Annotated in this window: 18 protein-coding genes; 12 read left to right on the top strand and 6 right to left on the bottom strand. The window is 60.3% G+C overall.

Features of this window, described 5'->3' with window-relative positions; all coding sequences use genetic code 11:
- Nucleotides 1-100: 100 nt before the first annotated feature.
- Genes IPJ76_04715 through IPJ76_04705 form a run of 3 tightly spaced genes read right to left on the bottom strand, consistent with a single transcriptional unit; the run spans nucleotide 101 to nucleotide 5,469 of the window.
- On the bottom strand, nucleotides 101-1,579 hold the full coding sequence (locus IPJ76_04715) for a T9SS type A sorting domain-containing protein (GenBank protein ID QQR87533.1): 1,479 nt from the start codon (nucleotides 1,577-1,579) through the stop codon (nucleotides 101-103).
- Nucleotides 1,576-2,169 (bottom strand): T9SS type A sorting domain-containing protein, encoded by a 594-nt coding sequence (locus IPJ76_04710; protein ID QQR87532.1) that lies wholly within the window; start codon nucleotides 2,167-2,169, stop codon nucleotides 1,576-1,578. The genes IPJ76_04715 and IPJ76_04710 overlap by 4 nt, the downstream gene beginning before the upstream one ends.
- 51 nt (nucleotides 2,170-2,220) lie before the next feature.
- Nucleotides 2,221-5,469, bottom strand: coding sequence for a hypothetical protein (locus IPJ76_04705; protein QQR87531.1), 3,249 nt, complete (start codon nucleotides 5,467-5,469; stop codon nucleotides 2,221-2,223).
- 130 nt (nucleotides 5,470-5,599) lie between these two features.
- On the opposite strand from IPJ76_04705, the gene IPJ76_04700 reads away from it, so the two are divergent.
- The 12 genes from IPJ76_04700 to IPJ76_04645 all read left to right on the top strand — a co-directional run bounded on the left by IPJ76_04700 (nucleotide 5,600) and on the right by IPJ76_04645 (nucleotide 16,227).
- Nucleotides 5,600-6,745 carry a glycosyltransferase family 4 protein gene (locus tag IPJ76_04700; protein QQR87530.1) on the top strand — a complete coding sequence of 382 codons (1,146 nt, stop codon included), beginning with the start codon at nucleotides 5,600-5,602 and terminating at the stop codon, nucleotides 6,743-6,745.
- Nucleotides 6,746-6,756: 11 nt separating this feature from the next.
- Nucleotides 6,757-7,776, top strand: a complete 1,020-nt coding sequence (locus IPJ76_04695; protein ID QQR87529.1) for an NAD(P)-dependent oxidoreductase — start codon at nucleotides 6,757-6,759, stop codon at nucleotides 7,774-7,776.
- A gap of 3 nt (nucleotides 7,777-7,779) precedes the next feature.
- Nucleotides 7,780-8,541 (top strand): WecB/TagA/CpsF family glycosyltransferase, encoded by a 762-nt coding sequence (locus IPJ76_04690; protein ID QQR87528.1) that lies wholly within the window; start codon nucleotides 7,780-7,782, stop codon nucleotides 8,539-8,541.
- A gap of 156 nt (nucleotides 8,542-8,697) precedes the next feature.
- A complete protein-coding gene (locus IPJ76_04685; GenBank protein ID QQR87527.1) occupies nucleotides 8,698-9,849 on the top strand; it encodes an exopolysaccharide biosynthesis polyprenyl glycosylphosphotransferase in 1,152 nt (383 codons plus the stop codon).
- 120 nt (nucleotides 9,850-9,969) lie between these two features.
- Entirely contained in the window at nucleotides 9,970-10,224 is a 255-nt protein-coding gene (locus IPJ76_04680) for a 30S ribosomal protein S20 (protein ID QQR87526.1), read from the top strand.
- Between the two features lie 62 nt (nucleotides 10,225-10,286).
- The gene (gene radC, locus IPJ76_04675) at nucleotides 10,287-10,994 is read left to right on the top strand and encodes a DNA repair protein RadC (protein QQR87525.1); all 708 of its coding nucleotides are present in this window, start codon (nucleotides 10,287-10,289) and stop codon (nucleotides 10,992-10,994) included.
- 2 nt (nucleotides 10,995-10,996) lie between these two features.
- Entirely contained in the window at nucleotides 10,997-12,154 is a 1,158-nt protein-coding gene (gene wecB / locus IPJ76_04670) for a UDP-N-acetylglucosamine 2-epimerase (non-hydrolyzing) (GenBank protein ID QQR87524.1), read from the top strand.
- A 42-nt stretch (nucleotides 12,155-12,196) separates the two neighbouring features.
- Nucleotides 12,197-13,504: a hypothetical protein gene (locus IPJ76_04665; GenBank protein ID QQR87523.1), complete on the top strand. Its 1,308-nt coding sequence runs from the start codon at nucleotides 12,197-12,199 to the stop codon at nucleotides 13,502-13,504.
- A complete protein-coding gene (locus tag IPJ76_04660) occupies nucleotides 13,501-14,409 on the top strand; it encodes a hypothetical protein (GenBank protein QQR87522.1) in 909 nt (302 codons plus the stop codon). Before IPJ76_04665 ends, IPJ76_04660 begins: the two co-directional genes overlap by 4 nt.
- A gap of 3 nt (nucleotides 14,410-14,412) precedes the next feature.
- Nucleotides 14,413-15,063, top strand: a complete 651-nt coding sequence (gene upp, locus IPJ76_04655; GenBank protein ID QQR87521.1) for a uracil phosphoribosyltransferase — start codon at nucleotides 14,413-14,415, stop codon at nucleotides 15,061-15,063.
- Nucleotide 15,064: 1 nt separating this feature from the next.
- Nucleotides 15,065-15,508 carry a hypothetical protein gene (locus IPJ76_04650; protein ID QQR87520.1) on the top strand — a complete coding sequence of 148 codons (444 nt, stop codon included), beginning with the start codon at nucleotides 15,065-15,067 and terminating at the stop codon, nucleotides 15,506-15,508.
- A complete protein-coding gene (locus IPJ76_04645; protein ID QQR87519.1) occupies nucleotides 15,505-16,227 on the top strand; it encodes a noncanonical pyrimidine nucleotidase, YjjG family in 723 nt (240 codons plus the stop codon). Before IPJ76_04650 ends, IPJ76_04645 begins: the two co-directional genes overlap by 4 nt.
- Here IPJ76_04645 and IPJ76_04640 read toward each other — a convergent pair.
- From IPJ76_04640 to IPJ76_04630, 3 genes are read right to left on the bottom strand one after another with little or no spacing between them, the layout of a single operon-like run.
- The gene (locus IPJ76_04640; protein QQR87518.1) at nucleotides 16,200-16,733 is read right to left on the bottom strand and encodes a hypothetical protein; all 534 of its coding nucleotides are present in this window, start codon (nucleotides 16,731-16,733) and stop codon (nucleotides 16,200-16,202) included. The genes IPJ76_04645 and IPJ76_04640 overlap by 28 nt on opposite strands.
- Nucleotides 16,734-16,740: 7 nt before the next feature.
- Entirely contained in the window at nucleotides 16,741-17,400 is a 660-nt protein-coding gene (locus IPJ76_04635) for a phosphatidylserine decarboxylase family protein (GenBank protein QQR87517.1), read from the bottom strand.
- 46 nt (nucleotides 17,401-17,446) lie between these two features.
- On the bottom strand, nucleotides 17,447-18,247 hold the full coding sequence (locus IPJ76_04630; protein ID QQR87516.1) for a phosphatidate cytidylyltransferase: 801 nt from the start codon (nucleotides 18,245-18,247) through the stop codon (nucleotides 17,447-17,449).
- Between the last annotated feature and the right edge of the window lie 5 nt (nucleotides 18,248-18,252).

The raw sequence follows: 18,252 nt of genomic DNA, 5'->3' as shown, positions 1-18,252 counted from the left end.
CGCAAGCACCCGGTTCAACATTCTCGACGAACACCGGATGGGATCCGACGGAGGGTCGGAATGCGCGATAAGCCCTGAAGTCCTGGACGGCTGCTTTCGGCTACTGCCTCACCACCCGCGCCCCTGCCAACCAACGCTTGCCGTCCGTCAGATGCAGGAAGTAGAGCGCGCTAGGCAGGTGGGATAGTGAGACGGTGGTGACCTGAGAGGGTACAAGAGAAGGCAACGCCTGCTCCATCACCTTGCGGCCTTGGGCATCAACGAGGGTTAGCTTGGCATCGTTGCCAGCGACAAGTCCCGGCGGAAGGGTGATGGAGACTTGAACCACATCTGTGGTGGGGTTGGGGCTGACCTGCAAGGCGCCTTGCAGGCTTGTGTATTGCTCCAGCACGGCATCGAACACTTGGCAGCCGGGGACGATGCAGCCGAAGCTGTCGGTCTTGATCAGCCATGCATCTTGGCTCAGGGGTGGCGCGGTATCGAAGGCGGTGCCCGCCATAATGAAGCCACCATCGAGGGTGCGGCGCAGGTCGTAGATGTACTGGTCGATGTTGGGGTTGGTTGAATACGTGCGGTGCCAAAGAAGCACACCCGAGCTATCCGTACGGGAGAGGAACCCTATCGAACTGCTTTGGTCTCCTTCGCCGCCTCCGGAGAGCGCGAAGCCGCCATCGGCCATCTCAATAGGTTTCGAAAAGAACACACCTCTCCCATGCTCCGTGTAGATCTTGCTCCAGAGGGTATCGCCGTTGTCTTGCAATCGGTAAATGGTGGGGAAAAGGCCGCTGGTTTGACCCGTGCGTTGGCCGCCGCACATGATGTATCCACCATCAACAAGGTCTGTAACGAATCCATAGTTGTCGTTCCAGGATCCGCCGTACGCCTTGCGCCACTCTAAGGCACCATTGGCGCTGATCTTCAGAACGAGCATATCGTCGTTCGTGCTCGTGACTTCGCGGTATGCGCCGATTGCGAAACCTCCATCCAAAGAGCTTGTGACGCTCACGGCATTTTCCCAGTATGCTGAAGGATAGGTGCGCGTCCATAACGTATCGCCCCATTCGTCTATTTCTGCCGCCCAGATACGGAGCGTTGTTGAGAGCCGAGAACCCACGGTCAGCAGGTTGCCGCTGCTCGTCAGCGTACTTGCGTTGAAGCCGTCCAGTTCATCTGTGCCATAAACCCTGCGCCACAGCGTGTCGCCATCCGCCTCAAAGCAATAGACAATGCCTCGCCATTCCTGGGTATCGGTTGGTAGGGCCGTACCTGCCCAGAGCCAAGAACCATCAGGCCGGATGTTGATGCTGCCTGCTTTCAAGGTGTGGAATGGTTCCGGATAGCGCTTGGTCCAGAGCGTATCACCTTCAGCGTCGATCGAAAAGGGAGTCAGTTCACCGGCCCCGTTCAGGATACTGGCAATACCTATGTAGTAGCCAGTGTCCGGTACAACGCCAACGCTGCCTATGGTGTTCACCGTGCTTTGGTGATCGTACAGGCGCATCCAGCGCGTGTCCTGCCCGCTCAATGAAAAAACGGCCAACACCAGGAGTCCAAGACATAAAATACGGCGTGCACTCATGGCAACTTCTGGAAAGACCGGTTCACGATGCTGCCGTTTACTAGGGACACCCGAAGCACATAGGGCCCTGGGGACAGGGTGGAGATATCGAGCGATAGCTCCGGAACGGCGTGTGCCTTGGACCGTAAGCACACCCTTCCGTCCGATGCGAAAACTGAGACCTCCGCGATGGGTTGCGCGTTGGACACAAGCTGGACTGTTTGATCGGCTGGATTCGGCCACAGTCGCAATTCCGATTTCCTCTGTTCAGCTCCAGCCGCATTCTTGTATCCAGCACGAGTATCGTTCAACATCCAGGGCACTCGGCTGTACGGTTCACCGAAGGCATTGCGCAACATGGCCTTGGCTCCGGTGGCACCCAGTGGGTTTTGTGCCACCAAGCCTTGGGCCACTGCCTGCTGGGCTGGACTGAGTCTGCCGTTGGCGGCAGCCCAAGCACGGAGTTGGAGGATCACCGTGCCTTCGCTGGGCACATTGTTCTCCTCTGCCGCGATAAGGTCGACGAGCGAATCCGCCTCGCTGAACAACCCCCTGTCCAAGTATGCCAAGGCCAGGTTGTGACGCTGCGTGAGGTTGGTTTCTTCCTGCATCCAAACCTTCAGTAGGCTGTCGCTGGTCTCGAACTCGAGGGCATGCCGGGCCTAGCTGTTCCAGAGCAAACGCAGCTGGGCTTCCCGATGGGCCAGTTCCCGCTGCAACTCGCTCAGCAGCACTGGTTCAGTGGTTTGAGCGATATCTGCTTGGAGCTGCTGGATGGCTGCCTTCAGCTGCGCTTCGCGGACCTCAAGGCATGGCTTGCCGCAACCGTTCATGATCACGCAGTTGCGCACTTGACCGAAGTTGCAGTCTATCAACGCGGGTGCGTTGCTGTATCCGCTCAGTTGGGTTATCCCATCGTTGTGATCCCGGTACTGAAATCCACTATTGTCGGCAATGGTGTTGTCATCAAACCAGAGCCGATCGAACGTGTCTCCATCCGAATCAAGCGCGGAGAAAATATTCGCAGCCTGCGTTTCCGTGGTCAGGCAACTTCCCTGATCGCGCAAGTACCCATCAACGAACGTGGTGCCTGAGATCCAGTTGCTCACGATGGTGATATCGTAATTGTGGATGTCCTCGATCGCGCCACCCAAGCTGAAGTCGTTGCACTCAATGAAGAGCCCGGCATCGTTCCACTGCCCGCCGTCGGCACCACCCCGGTTGTCGCCCTCGCACTGCACGCCCACATTGGTGTCATAAACGGTGTTGCGGTACACTTGTGCCGTGCGCTTGTCTGATGCGCCATAAGGGTCGCTCTGATTGATGACGCATGCGTAGCTCCAGAATTCCTGATCGCCGGGGCCGTCCGGTTCGTTGCCGGTGATCGTGTTGCCCTCGATATGAAAGGCGGTGCTCTGTTGTGTGAAGATCCCCACGGGATGGTCGTAGCCCTTGTTGACATCCCCGTCCGGATAGTCGAACCGGTCGCTTTCGGGCACGGAGATCGTATTGCCCGTTATCTCGTCCAGCAGTGTTTCGTCGGTGGCAATGCCATGTACGCAATCATGAATGTTGTTGTTCCTGATGAACGCCGTTGCGATGGGAGCAGTGCCCCGGCTATGCCAAACGGCCTCGCTGAGTCCGCTGAATTCGTTGCTGTTGACACTGAGCACTGAGTTCATCGCGTTCACCCCGCTGCCGCGCAAATGAGGTAGGAACGGTGCACCCACTGGCGGAACCACGGAGAAGTCGTTGTAGTGCACGAGGACGCCCTTTACGCCATCAAGTAGTACGTGGTCCGGTGCGGCACGCCTCACTCCGAAGCCATCGGTGTATGCCGGATCCACCAAATAGCCCTCAGTGGTGAAGGTATTCTGCATCATATGGCTGCGGTTGCTGTGCTCAACGCCGTTCTGAAGGTTTGCCGTTGGAGCGAGGTGTACATCCCTGCCGTTGTTCCGGAAGTTGCTGTACCATAGTTGCGCCACACCGCCGTTGTAATCGTCTTCTTCCGTAGGGTCGTCGCTGCGAGCAACGAGCACTGCCTCGCGGGCGTTCTCGAACATGCAATAGCCCGCATAGAAGGAGCCTTGGTCCGAAGTGGATCCGACGGGGTCTTGTGAAACATCGCGCGTGCCCCACACCTCTATGCCGTGCCACATGTTGTGGCACGCACTGGTGAAGATGGCATGGTCGGCCACCACACGAGCGCCGCGCTCAATGATCAGGCGGCCATGCGGCCCGAACTCCAGGCGCACATTGTCCTCGATGGTGAGCAGCACACCGGGCTTCACGCGGATGGTGCCACCGATGCGCAGGATGCCATCGGCATTGCCATCGTATGGGATGCTGCTCACGTTCCACGTTTCACTGCTGATTACGTCCCGGCTGCCGATCTCCATCCAACCATCTGAGTAGCACTCGCTCACGCAAGGCAATGCCGGCGGTGCCACCATGAGCGGTTCAACGGTGCTGCCGGGCTGGTCATCCACGGTGAAGTTGCCATCGACGTAAGCGGCATCGTAGCGCAACGTGGCGCCGGCCTCCACAATGAAGACGGCATCCATGATGGTGACGCACGGCTGGATCTCCAGGGTGCTGCCAGACCGGATGCGGTAGATAGAACTGTTGGGTCCCAACGTGCTGGCAACGCTATTTGCGGGGTTGGGGTGCAAGCCCATGGGGTCGTTCGCAACGACATCCGCTTCGCTGGGATGCTGGCCATGAACGGTGCGGAACGTGTAGCCGCTCGGGAAGACGAGGGTCTTATTGGGATAGAGATTGCCGTCTATGTTGATATCGACATCGCTGGGGTTGTAGATGATCTTGTCCGAGGGGTTGATGAGGTGGAGGTCGATGGGTTTGTCGATGACCATGGCCCAGGGGTAGTCCCAAGAATTGTCGTTGAAGAAGATGGGTTGCTGGCCGTTCAGGCCGGGGATGTCGTAACCAGCATAGGCCGTCGCACTATGATTGAGCAAAGGGGCCTCAAGAAGTGAATAGGGCGCGTGACGGACGGGAAGGCCATCGGTGTTCAGAGGGTCGAAGGGGTCGTTGTCATCGTCCGGCCAAAGCTGAACGGTCCAATCAAGTGGGCTGTAGGGTTTAGGGAAGTAGTTGGGGGTACCTGCGGCCAGGCCGAAGCCGGTAACCCATGCACCATTGCTTGATTCCTGGTACGTGTGACCGTACGGGTCGGCAATGGCGTAAGGCCGAAAGCAGACATCGTACGCAGCAGGAAGGGAAGAGCAGTTCCAACAGAACGGATAGTTCCGCATGCGACCGCGAGTATGGTCGTAGAGCCACGAGAGGGAGTCAACGGTCTTTCCGTCGTCGTCAACCCAATAGATGGTGTGCTTGAGGATGGTGTGAGGCAGATAAACGCGCTCGGTCGGGTCGGCACAATCATGTGTTGCGCCAGCGGTGCTTGCCCAGAGGCTCGTGATCAAACCACAATGGTCGGTCATGAAAAGACCAGCACCGCCCGGGGAACTCCCATTGAAGTCGATGCGTGTTTCGCGCATCAGGTCACGCTTGGGGTCCAGTAGGTCGCCATGGTTCGTGCTGTTCCACGCCCAGCCGTGGCAAGGCCCTGGCGCTTCATTGAAGCCGTAACTCGTCAAGTCGGGCATCAGCAGTGTCCTTGCTGTGATGTCTGGTTCCTCCGGTAGTGGCGTGAACGGAAACGATACCGCTTCGATCCTCACGTAGGCGTTCGTTCCTGGGTTCCAGTAGTGGTCATCCAAGAAGATCTGGTACTCGCCTACATAGTTGCTCGGGTTGCCTTGCGTATTGATGGGTGTGGGCAATCCGAAAGGCTGATTGGTATGGTCCTGATAAGGGTTGTTGATGTGCTGGGCATGGCCAGCACACGCGACAGCGAAGGCCAGGATGGTCAGGAGCTTTTTCATGGTGCCGGATCGTGAGCGTGAATGTAGCCGCTGGATCGCTCCGTGCAGTTGGAAGAACCCACAGCATGCCGTTCATCCCGAACTACTGTTCTGCTTCCATACGGCAAACCGCCCGGATAGCTTCGGCCCCGTGCCGACCGCTCCTGTCCGTGTGCTCGTTGTGGGCCAAACGCCGCCGCCCTTCGGTGGCCAGGCGGTAATGATCGAGAAGCTGCTGCAAGGGCACTTCACCCGCGTGCAACTGTTCCATGTGCGCTTGGCCTTCAGCGACGACATGGAGAGCGTGGGCAAGTTCGGATTGAAGAAGGTGTGGGTGCTCTTCACGACTATCCTGCGCATCTGGGTGGCGCGTTTCCGCACCGGGGCTCGTTTGCTCTACTACCCGCCGAGCGGCCCCAACATGGTGCCCGTGCTGCGCGATCTGGTGCTGCTGTGCTCCACGCGCTGGCTGTTCCGTCACACCGTGTTCCACTTTCACGCAGGCGGCGTCAGCACCTTCCGCCCGCGGTTGCCTGCACCGTTCCGGTTGCTCTTCGATGGGGCCTATCGCAGGCACGCGCTAGCCATCCGCACCAGCGCGCTCAACCCCGATGATGGCGCGGCCTTGGGCGCTCGGCACAGCATCGTCGTGCCCAACGGGATCGATAACATGCAAGACAATGTGCAGGAGCGCACCGCACTTCCCGGCGAACCACTGAAAATCCTGTTCACCGGTGTGCTGATCCCGAGCAAGGGGGTGCGCGTGCTGCTGGAAGCCTTCAAGGAACTGGTGGTGCTCGAGCCACAGGTAAAGCTCGAAATCATGGGCAAGTGGGGTGACGCAGCGTTCCGGGATGAGTGCACGGGCTTCGTTCGCCAGCACGACCTTGGCGATAAAGTGGAGTTCCTGGGCGTGCTCAGCGGCGATGCCAAGTGGCAGAAGTTCGCCTCGTGCGACATCTTCTGTTTCCCCAGCTACTTCGAAGCGGAGAGCTTCGGGCTCGTCATAGCCGAGGCCATGCAGTTCGGCAAACCCGTGGTGAGCACCCATTGGCGCGGCATCCCCAGCGTGGTGGAGGACGGCCGTAGCGGACTGTTGGTGCCCGTGCAGGACGCGCACGCTGTTGCGGAAGCACTGCAACGCTTCGTGCGCGACCCGGTGCTGCGGAAGTCGATGGGAGAGGAGGGCCGCCGCATCTTCCTGCGGAAGTTCACGTTAGAGGCGTTTCATCGCAACATGGAAGACGCTCTGGCCAGCGTCGAAGGGAACGAACGGATCACCGACAAGTCGGGGTGAAACATATGAGCATGCGACTTCTCATCACGGGTGGCTCGGGCTTCATCGGCACCAACCTCGTTGAACATTTCCTGCAGCAGGGCATACCACTGCTCAACCTCGATTGGAACAAGCCGCTTGATCCCGCGCACAACCCGCATTGGCAGCTGTGCGACATCATGGACCAGGCCGGGCTCCACAAGTACTTCGCGGAGTTCAAGCCAACGCATGTGGTGCACCTGGCCGCCCGTGCCGACACCGATGAACCCAACGACATCGAGGCCTACCAACAGAACCACGAGGGCACACGCCGGCTCTTGGAAGTGGTGAAGGGAACACCGGGCATCGAGCGCATCATCGTCACCAGTACGCAGTTCGTTTGCGAGGCGGGTTACCAACCCAAGCACGATCTCGATTTCAAGCCCTTCACGCTCTATGGCGAAACGAAGCGGCTCACCGAAATGCACACACGCGAGGCCGGCCTGCAGTGTGCATGGACGATCATCCGTCCCACCACGATCTGGGGGCCGTGGAGCCTGCGCTACCGCGATGTGATGTTCAAGGTGATGCGCAAGGGCCTCTACTTCCACCCGAGCAAGAAGAAGGTGGTGCGCAGCTACGGCTACGTGGGCAACGTGGTGTGGCAGATCGAGCAGATGCTGAAGGCGCCGCTCGACAAGGTGAACGGCCAAGTGTTCTACGTGGGGGATCAACCCATGGACCTGCGTCTTTGGGTGGATGCCATAAGCCGTGCGCTGGTGAAGAAGCCCGTGCGCTACATACCCACATGGCTCGTCAGGAGCATTGCTTTCGGTGGCGATGTGCTCAAGGTCTTCCGCATTCCGTTCCCCATCACCACCGGCCGTTTCCGCAGCATGACCAGCGATTACATCACACCCATGGACAAGACCATTGCAGCGTTCGGCAACGCGCCGTGGACCTTGGAGGCCGGTGTGAAGGAGATGGTGCGGTGGTACGACAACGGCAGCGAACGCATCGTGGCGCATACGCTGAAGGACGTGCGCTTGAAACCCATCGACCACAAGGGCTGAACCATGCGGCCGAAGAAGCAAGCGCTCAACGTGGGGATCACCACGGGCTCTTTCGCGGAGCACGTGGAACAGGTATGCGCTTGGGGCGCCGCGCACCAGAGCACATATGTGTGCTGCGTGAACGCCCACATGACCGTTGAAGCCCGGGACCCGGGCTTCAATGCCGTGGTGAGCGGCGCCGACATGGCCACGGCCGACGGTATGCCCGTGCTGAAAGCACTGCAATGGTTCGGGAAGGTGAAGCAGGAGCGCGTCGCCGGGAACGATCTGATGCCCGCCCTGCTGGACAGCGCAGTGGCCAAGGGGTTGAAGGTCTTCCTCTATGGCGGAAAGGAGGACGTGCTGCAGACCATCCGGGATCGGGCGTCGGCCAAGTATGGCGTGTCACCGATCGTGGGTCACGAGTCGCCGCCGTTCCGGGCGCTATCAGCTCAAGAGATGGAGGAAGCGGCCGCGCGGATCAATGCGTCGGGCGCGCACATCATCATGGTGTCGCTCGGCTGCCCAAAGCAGGAGCGGTGGATGGCGGCCATGAAGGGCAAGGTGAACGGGGTGATGCTTGGTTTGGGCGGGGCCTTCCTCCTCTATGCCGGGGTGGACAGCCGGGCGCCCAAGTGGATGCGCGACTTGTCCTTGGAGTGGTTGTACCGGTTGGCATTGGAGCCCGGAAGGCTCTGGAAGCGCTACTTCGTCACCAATACGATCTTCCTGGGCATGGTCATTGGTAGGCTTTTCCGGGGGGCGGACAGGGACCTCCGAGGGTGACCCGTCAACCATTAGCGCGTCATTACTTCCGCCTTTCGCTTTCGACGAATCAAATAGAATCATCGACGAACCTTGACAGGACCGTTCACCCCATCTACTTTCGCCCACGCTCAACGGGATGCCCCCCGACCAAAGCCCTGATCATCGCACACCACTATGCTATCACCGGACGATAAGATCGGGCCGAACGCTCCAGGGCGGGAGCGGTCACTGCTTCAAACTGCCAGCACAGAGCTGGGCACTGCATTGCGCAATGGCCGCAAGCCACTGCTGCAGGTCCAGAACGGACTGGTGAAGGTCCTTCAACTGGACCCCCTCACCGCGGTCAAAGACCTGGTGATCGTGGGCGAAGGCCCTGCCGCAGAAGAGATCTACCGCTATTGCGAGGACCAGACGGTGCGTGGGTATCGGTTCCGCGGCATCTTCAGCGATGCCCGCTTGGAGGGCGCGTTGAACGGGAAGCGCACCGGCTCCGTGGCCGAGGCCAAGAAGTTCATCCTGCGCAATCGCATCGATATTGTTTACTGCGCCCTGCCCGGCACGCGCAAGGAGGAGATCACTGAGCTGATGGAGTTCTGCGAAGGACACACCATCCGGTTCCGGGTGATCCCCAGCGCCGACAGTTTCATTCCAGTGGTGCAGACCACCGACCTTGAATTCCACGGTGCCGTGCCCACGGGCAAGCTGCGTCGCGAGCCGTTGGACATCGCTCGGAACAGGACCATCAAACGGGCGTTCGACATCGCCTTTTCCTTCTTGGTGATCACACTGGTTTTCAGCTGGTTGTTCCCCATTTTGGCGCTCATGGTGAAGCTGAGCAGCCGTGGACCGGTGTTTTTCAGCCAGCGCCGTCTGGGTCGCGATAACAGGCCGTTCGTCTGCTACAAGTTCCGGAGCATGCGTGTGAATGCCGAAGCGGGCCACAAACAAGCCACCAAGGACGACCCCAGGGTCACCAAGGTGGGCGCCTTCCTGCGCAAGAGCAACTTGGACGAGATGCCCCAGTTCTTCAACGTGCTGCTGGGACAAATGAGCGTTGTGGGCCCGCGCCCGCACCCGGTTCGCCTGAACGACAAGTTCCGCGACCAAGTGGACAAGTACATGGTGCGTCACTTCGTTCGCCCAGGCATCACGGGCTGGGCACAGGTGAACGGTTACCGCGGGGAGACCAATACCCCCGACCTGATGGAGAAGCGCATCCAACTGGATGTCTGGTACCTGGAGAACTGGAGCTTCAACCTCGACCTGAAGTGTGTTTGGAGGACCGTGACCAACATGCTGGGGGGCAAGGAGAAGTTTGCCTACTGAAGAGTTTCGAGCAAAGTGGTTAAGGAGGGTCCTCCGACGTGTCGGGGGGCTTTTCTTTTCCGGGTATACCGGCGATGAACGCCACAGCCTATATTCGCGGCCCATTTCACGAAGAAGGCCATGGCCAATCACAAGTCAGCCCTGAAGCGCGTCCGTCAGACGGAGACCCGCAACGAGCGCAACCGTTACCAGCACAAGACCGCACGCAACGCTGTGCGCGACCTGCGTGCTAGCACGGACAAGAAGGCCGCTACGGACCTTCTTCCCAAGGTGAGCAGCATGCTGGACAAGTTGGCGAAGACCAATGTGATCCACAAGAACAAGGCCGCCAACCTGAAGAGCAGCCTGACCAAGCACGTGGCCGGCTTGAAGTAGGCCCCGAACACAAGATCATCGCAGCAGGTCCCCGGCAACGGGGACCTGTTTCATTTGCAGCCATGCCAGCCGAGGAGGAGAGCTTCAAGCCCACGATACGCGAATGGGCCAAGGACGACCGGCCACGGGAGCGGCTGATGGCCCAAGGTCCTCTGTCACTGAGCGACGCTGAGCTGTTGGCGATCCTGGTGCGCACGGGGACCCAGCGTATGAACGCGTTGGAGATGGCCCGCGAGATCCTGCGTGCCGGTGGGAATGACCTGGGCCGTTTGGGCCGCATGAGCGTGGCCGATCTGATGAAGGTGCACGGCATGGGCGAGGCCAAGGCCATAACCATTGCTGCGGCGCTGGAACTGGGCCGCCGCCGAAGGGATGATCGTGGACCTGAGCGCAGGCAGATAAGTACCAGCATTGATGCCTACGAAGAATTGCGGCCCGTGCTGGCCGATCTGCCGCACGAGCAGTTCTGGTTGTTGATCCTCGACCGGGGCAACAAGGTGACCGACAAGTGCTGCGTAAGCGATGGCGGCATGCACGGCACCGTGGCGGATCCCAAACGAATTTTCAAGGAAGCACTCGACCGCCGTGCCGCGGGGATCATCCTCGCGCACAACCACCCCAGCGGACAGTTGCGGCCGAGCAGTGAGGACATTGCACTGACGCGCAAGCTGGTGGAAGGCGCCAAGCTGCTGGACATCGCGGTCCAGGACCACCTCATCGTCACCGAACAAGGATTCTACAGCTTCGCGGACCAAGGCATGCTGCATTGAAAATGACCTCACCGATCAAGCTTATCACCGTGGTCGGCGCGCGCCCGCAGATCATCAAGGCCGCAGCCATAAGCAGGGCGATCAGCAAGGGGTTCGGCGACCGCATCAGCGAGACGATCCTGCACACCGGCCAGCACTACGATGCGAACATGAGCCGCGTGTTCTTCGATGAACTTGGTGTACCCGATGCCGATGTGCAGCTCAACGTGGGCTCGGGCAGTCACGGCGTACAAACCGCCCGGATGATCGAAGGCATCGAAGCGCAATTGCTGAACGAACGCCCGGACGCCGTGCTCTTGTACGGTGACACCAACAGCACACTGGCCGGAGCGGTGGCCGCCGCCAAGCTGCACATACCTGTGGCGCATGTGGAAGCCGGCCTTCGTTCGTGGAACAAGGCCATGCCCGAGGAGATCAACCGGATCACTTGCGACCATTGCAGCACTTGGCTGTTCTGCCCCACGGATACGGGCGTGCAGAACCTCCTGCGCGAAGGCTTCAGTGGGCAACCCCACAGCAAGCCCACCGCGAACAAACCGGTGGTCCACATGGTGGGCGATGTGATGTTCGACAACAGCTTGCATTTCGCTGACCTCGCCGCTTCGCGCAGTACGGTGCTGAACGACCTGGGCCTCCGCGGAGATGATTTCCTCCTCGTCACAGTGCACCGCGACCACAACACCGATATCGCGCAACAATTGAACGGTATCTTCAGTGCACTCCTTGATGTGGCTGAGCGCCATTCGCTCGCGGTAGTGCTACCCGTACACCCGCGTTTGAAGAAGTGCATCGATACGGTGATGGACGGGACGTTGCAACGGCGTGTCCGATCCTCGAAGTGGATGAAGCTGATGCCACCGGCCGGCTTTCTTGACATGATCATGCTCGAACGGCATGCCCGGCTCGTGCTGACCGATAGCGGCGGAGTTCAGAAGGAGGCCTTCTTCTTCGGCAAACCCTGCGTGATCCTGCGCCCGGAGACCGAATGGGTCGAACTCGTGCAACATGGACAAGCTGTTCTCGCAGGCGCCGACCCGCACCTCATCGTGAGCGGTGCTGATCGTTTCCTGCGCACAGGCCGGCCGGAATGCCCGCCGCTCTTCGGTGATGGCCGAGCGGCCGATCGTGTGTGCGACATCCTTGTCCGCGATCTGGTCTGAGCACGTTCCGGCGGCGGTGCGCGTTAACATTGTCCGTCGCCCATGCAGCCTTTAGCCGTGCACGTTGAGCAGCCCTCGCCAAGGGCTTGGTACACGTTGCACCATGTTCTGGAACGCATGCTTGGCTGGTCGCTCGAATGGCATGACGACATCACCTCGTTCCGGGCATCCGACGCGCCGAAGCTTTTCTATGGTGTTGCCGACGAACCCGCTGCTTTCTGCGTCCGGGCGGAAGGTTTGCTCTCGGAATGGACCTCACGTGTTGGCGATCCCGCGACTGTCCGGCTTCCAGGCCTAGCAGCATTGTTCCCGGTAGGTGCTGGTCACCTGCCCTTCGATGTGTTCGCAGCGTCGTTCTGGATGCTTTCGCGGATGGAGGAGTACGCTTTGGAGCGCACCGACGGGCACGGACGTGTCCTGACCGCTGACCTTCTCGCAACGCGCAAAGGTTTCATGGACACGCCCGCGGTGGACGAGTGGGCGCTGTTGCTCGCGCGCACTTGGCACGAGCATGACGACCGGGTGCCAATGCCAGTGCGGAAGTACAGCCATGTGTTCACCATGGACGTGGACAATGGCTTCGCTTACCTGGGTCGACCGTGGTGGCGCATGATGGGGGCGCATCTACGGGCCGTCGTCGAGAACCGGAAGGACGAAATGGTCGCACGGCGCCAGGTGCTTTCCGGAAGGACGCAGGATCCGTTCGACATCTACACCGATCTGCAGAACTGGACGGACGGCTTTGCCGATCGACGCGTCATATTCTGGCTTACGGCCCCTCGTGGCAAACACGACCACGCTGTGCCGACCTCCTTCCCGCTCCTTGTGCAGCGCATGAAGGAGTGTGTGGCTTGGGCCGAGATCGGTATCCATCCTTCCTACGACAGTTCAACAAGACCTGAGCTGATCGCACAACAGCGGACGGAGTTGGCCACCGCCTCCGGTGCCACGGTCGATGTTTCCCGCCAGCATTTCCTGCGCGTTGGCAAGTACGAGCCGTACGCCGAACTGCTACGGCTCGGCGTGCGAGAGGACCATAGCATGGGCCTGCACGATGAACTCGGCTTTCGCGCTGGCACCTGCACGCCATTCAAGTGGTACGATCTGCGGAACGAAACGGCCACCGAACTCGACATCTGGCCGCATACGGTGATGGACAACACGCTCCACCGCAAGCTCAAGCTAAGTCCGGCAGAGGGTGCCGTGGCGGCCAAACGCATGGTGGACAAGGTGCGCGCCGTGCAAGGCACGTTCATCGGCTTGTGGCACGAGAGCTACCTGAGCGACCATCTGGAAGCCGAGGGCTGGCGCGATGCGATCCTTGACGTAACCCGTTACGCCAAGCCATGATCCGCCACGTTCGCCATCACAGCATCGACAAGGCGCACTGGGACGGTGCAGTGCGTGCTTCAGTAAACGGATCATGGTATGCCAACAGTTATGTGCTCGACAGGATGAGCCCTGGTTGGGAGGCCTTGATGGATGACGCCACTGGTGCCTTGATGCCGCTCACCCAACGGAAGAAATACGGCATCCCGTATCTCTTCCAGCCTTTCGCTCTGCAGCAGCTCGGGATCTTTTCTTCCGGTCCCATCGACGCCGGTATGACCGAAGCGTTCCTCCGCGCTGTCCCCCCCACGTTCCGCTTGGTACAGATCGCTGGCAACCACGCAATGGCCCGTACCGATGTGCCGGGTTGGTCGTACACCACCAGGACGAATTGCACGCTCGACTTGTCAGGAGGAATGGAAAGAGTGCGCTCGGGCTACACGAAGAACACCGCACGCAACCTGGCCAAGAGCAACTCCATACACTGTGAGGCGATGTTGCCCGATGAGTTCTCGGAGTTCTACGCCACCACCACATTGGAGCGGTTCCCCGACCAAGATGTTCGCGGTGCGGCCGCTTTGGGGGCTTTGCTCTCGGACGCGGTTTCGCGTAATGAGGCGGAGATCTTGGGCATGCGCGATGAACAAGGCAATTGGTGCGGCGCTTTGGCCCTGATCCACGGGCAAGGCCGTTCCATCCTTCTGAAGTCCGGCGCCACGGACAAAGGCCGGGAGCTGAACGTCATGTTCCATTTGGTGGACCGCGCGTTGGAGCTGAGCACGGCACGGTCGCACGTCTTCGACTTCGCCGGAAGCGACCACCCCGGCACGGCACGGTTCTACGAAGGCTTCGGAGCCGTGCCCTCGGCGTACTTTCGCCTCGAACGCAACACGCTGCCCTTCTGGGCCAAGCTCTTCAAGCGCTGAACGATGGTGGTGGAACTGACCCGCACGCAAAGCATCGCCAACCACTTCGTGGCCGAGCTGCGCGATATCAACGTCCAGAAGGACAGCATGCGCTTCCGCCGCAACATGGAACGCATCGGCGAGTGCATCGCGTTCGAGTTGAGCAAAACGCTGGCGTACGGAGAACAAGAGGTGACTTCGCCGTTGGGCGTCGCCCGCACAGGGCTGCTCAAGGAGCAACCGGTGATCGCCACCATCCTTCGGGCGGGCCTGCCGCTGCACCAAGGCATGCTCAACTACTTCGACAAGGCCGACAGCGCTTTCGTCAGCGCCTACCGCAAGCACCGCAAGGGTGAGGACGGCTTCGATGTGGAAGTCGAGTACCTCAGCAGTCCGAGCATCGATGGGCGAACGCTCGTCATCACGGACCCCATGCTGGCGACAGGCCGCAGCATGGTGCTCGTGTACCGTGCCTTGCTGCGCATGGGCCAGCCGTCATCAGTGCATATCGTCAGCGCGATCGCCAGCGCGGAAGGAGTGGAACACTTGAAGGCGCATCTGCCCGTTGGTACACGGATCTGGACGGGTGCCATTGACGAAGAGATGACGGCGCAGGCGTACATCGTGCCCGGCTTGGGCGACGCTGGCGATCTGGCTTACGGCACCAAGATCTAGCATGCTTTCCCCGCTTGAGATATTGACCGTAGTGGGCACCGGTATGGTGAAGTTCATGTTCGCTCCGGCGGTCGGCTTGTTGTTGGGCGGCAAGTTCACCGGGGTGATGCTTTGGTCCTTTGTTGGCGGTTGTTTGGGAACACTGCTGTTCTTCAGACTGAGCGCTTGGCTCATGGAATGGGCACGCAAGCGGGCGTTGCGGAAGGCGGAAAGGACCGGCAAACACCCGAGGGTTTTCACCCGGTTCAATCGTTTCGTGGTGAAGGTCAAAGGCATGCACGGTCTATTGGGCATAGCCGCAGTTCTTCCGTTCATCTCCATTCCCGTGGGCAGCATCCTTGCTGCCAAATACTTCAAGCACGACCGCCGAACTGTCCCCGCGCTTCTCGGTTCGGTGGCCGTTTGGAGCGTGCTGCTCAGCGCCTTCTGGAGCCTCGGCAAGTGAAGCGCTACCGGCATCTCTTCTTCGACCTGGACCACACGCTCTGGGATTTCCGCACCAATTCGCGCGACACGCTCACGGAGCTCTTCCACGAGCATGACTTTCCGGGCCGGGGCATTGCTGATGTCCACGAGTTCATCGGCGCCTACGAGGAGATCAATGCGGAGCTGTGGCGTGGCTATTCAGCCGGGAGAATGGACAAGGACGTTTTGCGTGTTCTTCGTTTCAGGAATGCACTGCTGCAGTTCGGGGTGAAGGACGACAAGTTGGCGCGCTCAGTGGGTGACGAGTACATCGAACGCTGCCCCCGCAAGCAAGCGCTGATGCCCGGTGCGCTCGAGGTGCTCGATCAGCTCCGTGGTCGTTTCGCGCTTCACATCGTCACCAATGGTTTCCAGGAAACGCAGCACACCAAACTGCGGTCAAGCGGATTGGAGGAGTACTTCGTGGCGACCATCACGAGCGAACAGGCGCAGGCGCGCAAGCCCGACGGCCGCATCTTCGCTTACGCGCTCCGGAAGGCGAAGGCGGCTGCGGAAGCGAGCATCATGATCGGCGATGACGTGAACGCGGACATCAACGGTGCGCGCAACGCCGGTTGGGACCAAGTGCTCTTCGATCCGCACAGCAACCATGCTGGCGCGGAAGCCACGCACCGCATCAGAGATCTGCGGGAACTGATCGACTTATTGGATCACGACGGATCAGCCTCGAAGACGTAGGCGAGGTTGGCCTTCTTGCCATTGGCCTTGCTCTGCTTGAGCACGTCGAGCTTCCCGTCGGAAATGCGCGAACGGTATTCAATGTCGCCCTTCGGACCGTGCGCCGTCATGTACACACTATCGCCGCGCAATTGCACGGGGATGTTGTAGAGGCCGATGTTGCGCTGGCTGAGGACCGATGCCGTGAGCATGGTGCGCAGTGAGGTCTTGTCATCACGTTCAGGGCCGCCCACCATGGCTACATGCCCCGCAGGGAAAAAGCGCATGTAGTAGTGGATGTCGTCCATGGTCGCGTGGTAAACACCATCGAACTGAAGGCCGCTATCGGTGAGCGGATCGCCCATCACCAGGTCGGCCGGTGGCTTGTTGCTGTCAGCACCGATGGTGGACGGCTGGGCGGTTTGTTTGGTCGGTTTCTCCGGAGCCTTGTTCAGTATCCAGTTCAGTCCGAAGGCGATGCCACCCACGACGAGAATGGTAGCGATGATGGTGAGTACGTTCTTCATGGTGCGATCACTTGAAGCGGGCGATGACGGTAGTGGTGCCGCTCACCTTCTGGCCGAGCGACACGAGCACCTCGGCATCCAGGGGTAGCAGCACGTCCACCCGGCTGCCGAATTTGATGAACCCGAACTCGGAACCGCGCTGGGCGGACGCTCCGGCGCGGGCATAGGTGCAGATGCGGCGTGCGAGGGCACCTGCGATCTGCCGCATCAGCACGGTACCGCCGTTCGGATGCTGCACCACCACGGTACTGCGCTCGTTCTCCGTGCTGCTCTTCGGGTGCCACGCCACCAGGTACTTTCCCGGGTGGTACTTGTAGTAGGTGGTGGTGCCGTTGAAGGGGTACCAGTTCACGTGCACGTTCAACGGGCTCATGAAAATGCTGACCTGTCTGCGCTTTTCGCCCAGCACTTCGGTCTCCATCACTTCCTCGATGGCCACCACTTTGCCGTCAGCAGGAGCATGGATGGCGCGATCGTCGTTGGTGGGCGTGCGCTTGGGAACCCGGAAGAACCACACGATGATGGCGAACACGGCGCACACGGCGATCGTCAGCAGCACGTTCAACGCGTAGGGCAGCACCGGCCAGTTCCAAAGGGCGAACAGCAACAAGCACGAGGCGGCCAACGAAATGAGCAGGGTGGGGGTTCCTTCCCGGTGCAGGTACATGGTGGGTTGAACGGCGGCCGAAGATAACCGGAGCCTCGGCCGGGCTTCAGAGCACCAACTGCAAGTAGGCCCACACGCCGGGCACCACCAGGAGAAGCCCATCGAACCGATCGAGGATGCCTCCATGGCCCGGCAGGATCGTGCCCGCGTCCTTCACTCCGCGCGCCCGCTTCAGCGCGCTCTCGAACAGATCGCCCACGGTGCTCAGGGCAGCAACGATCACTGCGATCACGAGCCACTGCGGCAGCGTTACCACATCCCACGCCATGGACATGAACCACGCGAAGAGCAGCGTGAAGCCGATACCACCTACGAGCCCTTCCCAGGTCTTCTTCGGACTGATGCTCGGGATCATCTTGTGCTTGCCGAAGAATTTGCCCGTCAGGTAGGCGCCCGTCTCGTTTGTCCACAGGAGGATCATGATGCCGATCATCAAGGTGTGGCTGATGTCCACCAAGTGGGCCAGCAGCGCGAACGGTGCGCCTACGAGCAGCAGGAGCAACAGGTCGTTGCCCAACGCCACGCCCGGCGAGGATGCGTTGCGCGCGAGTAGCGTGCACACACTGATGATCACGAGCGCGAGCATGCACACCATCAGCAGGGAGCCGGTCACTTCAAATGGCGTGGCTGCTGGAAGTCCCAAGACAACGTAGCTGCCTACTGCGAGCAACTGCGATCGGACCTGTCCCACGTTGGTTGGATGCAGCAGGTTGTGCAGTTCACCGGCCGCCAACCAGCATACGGGCCCGAACAGGATGAAGGTGGCCAACCCGCCCATCCAGGCCGCAAGCAACGTAAGGCCCACGTACACCGCGCCGGTGGCCGCGCGGATGCCGATCTCTTTCATCGCTG

It is taken from the genome of Flavobacteriales bacterium (genome assembly GCA_016699575.1).
Lineage (GTDB): Bacteria > Bacteroidota > Bacteroidia > Flavobacteriales_F > PHOS-HE28 > PHOS-HE28.
This window is presented reverse-complemented; position numbering and strand designations above follow the sequence as displayed.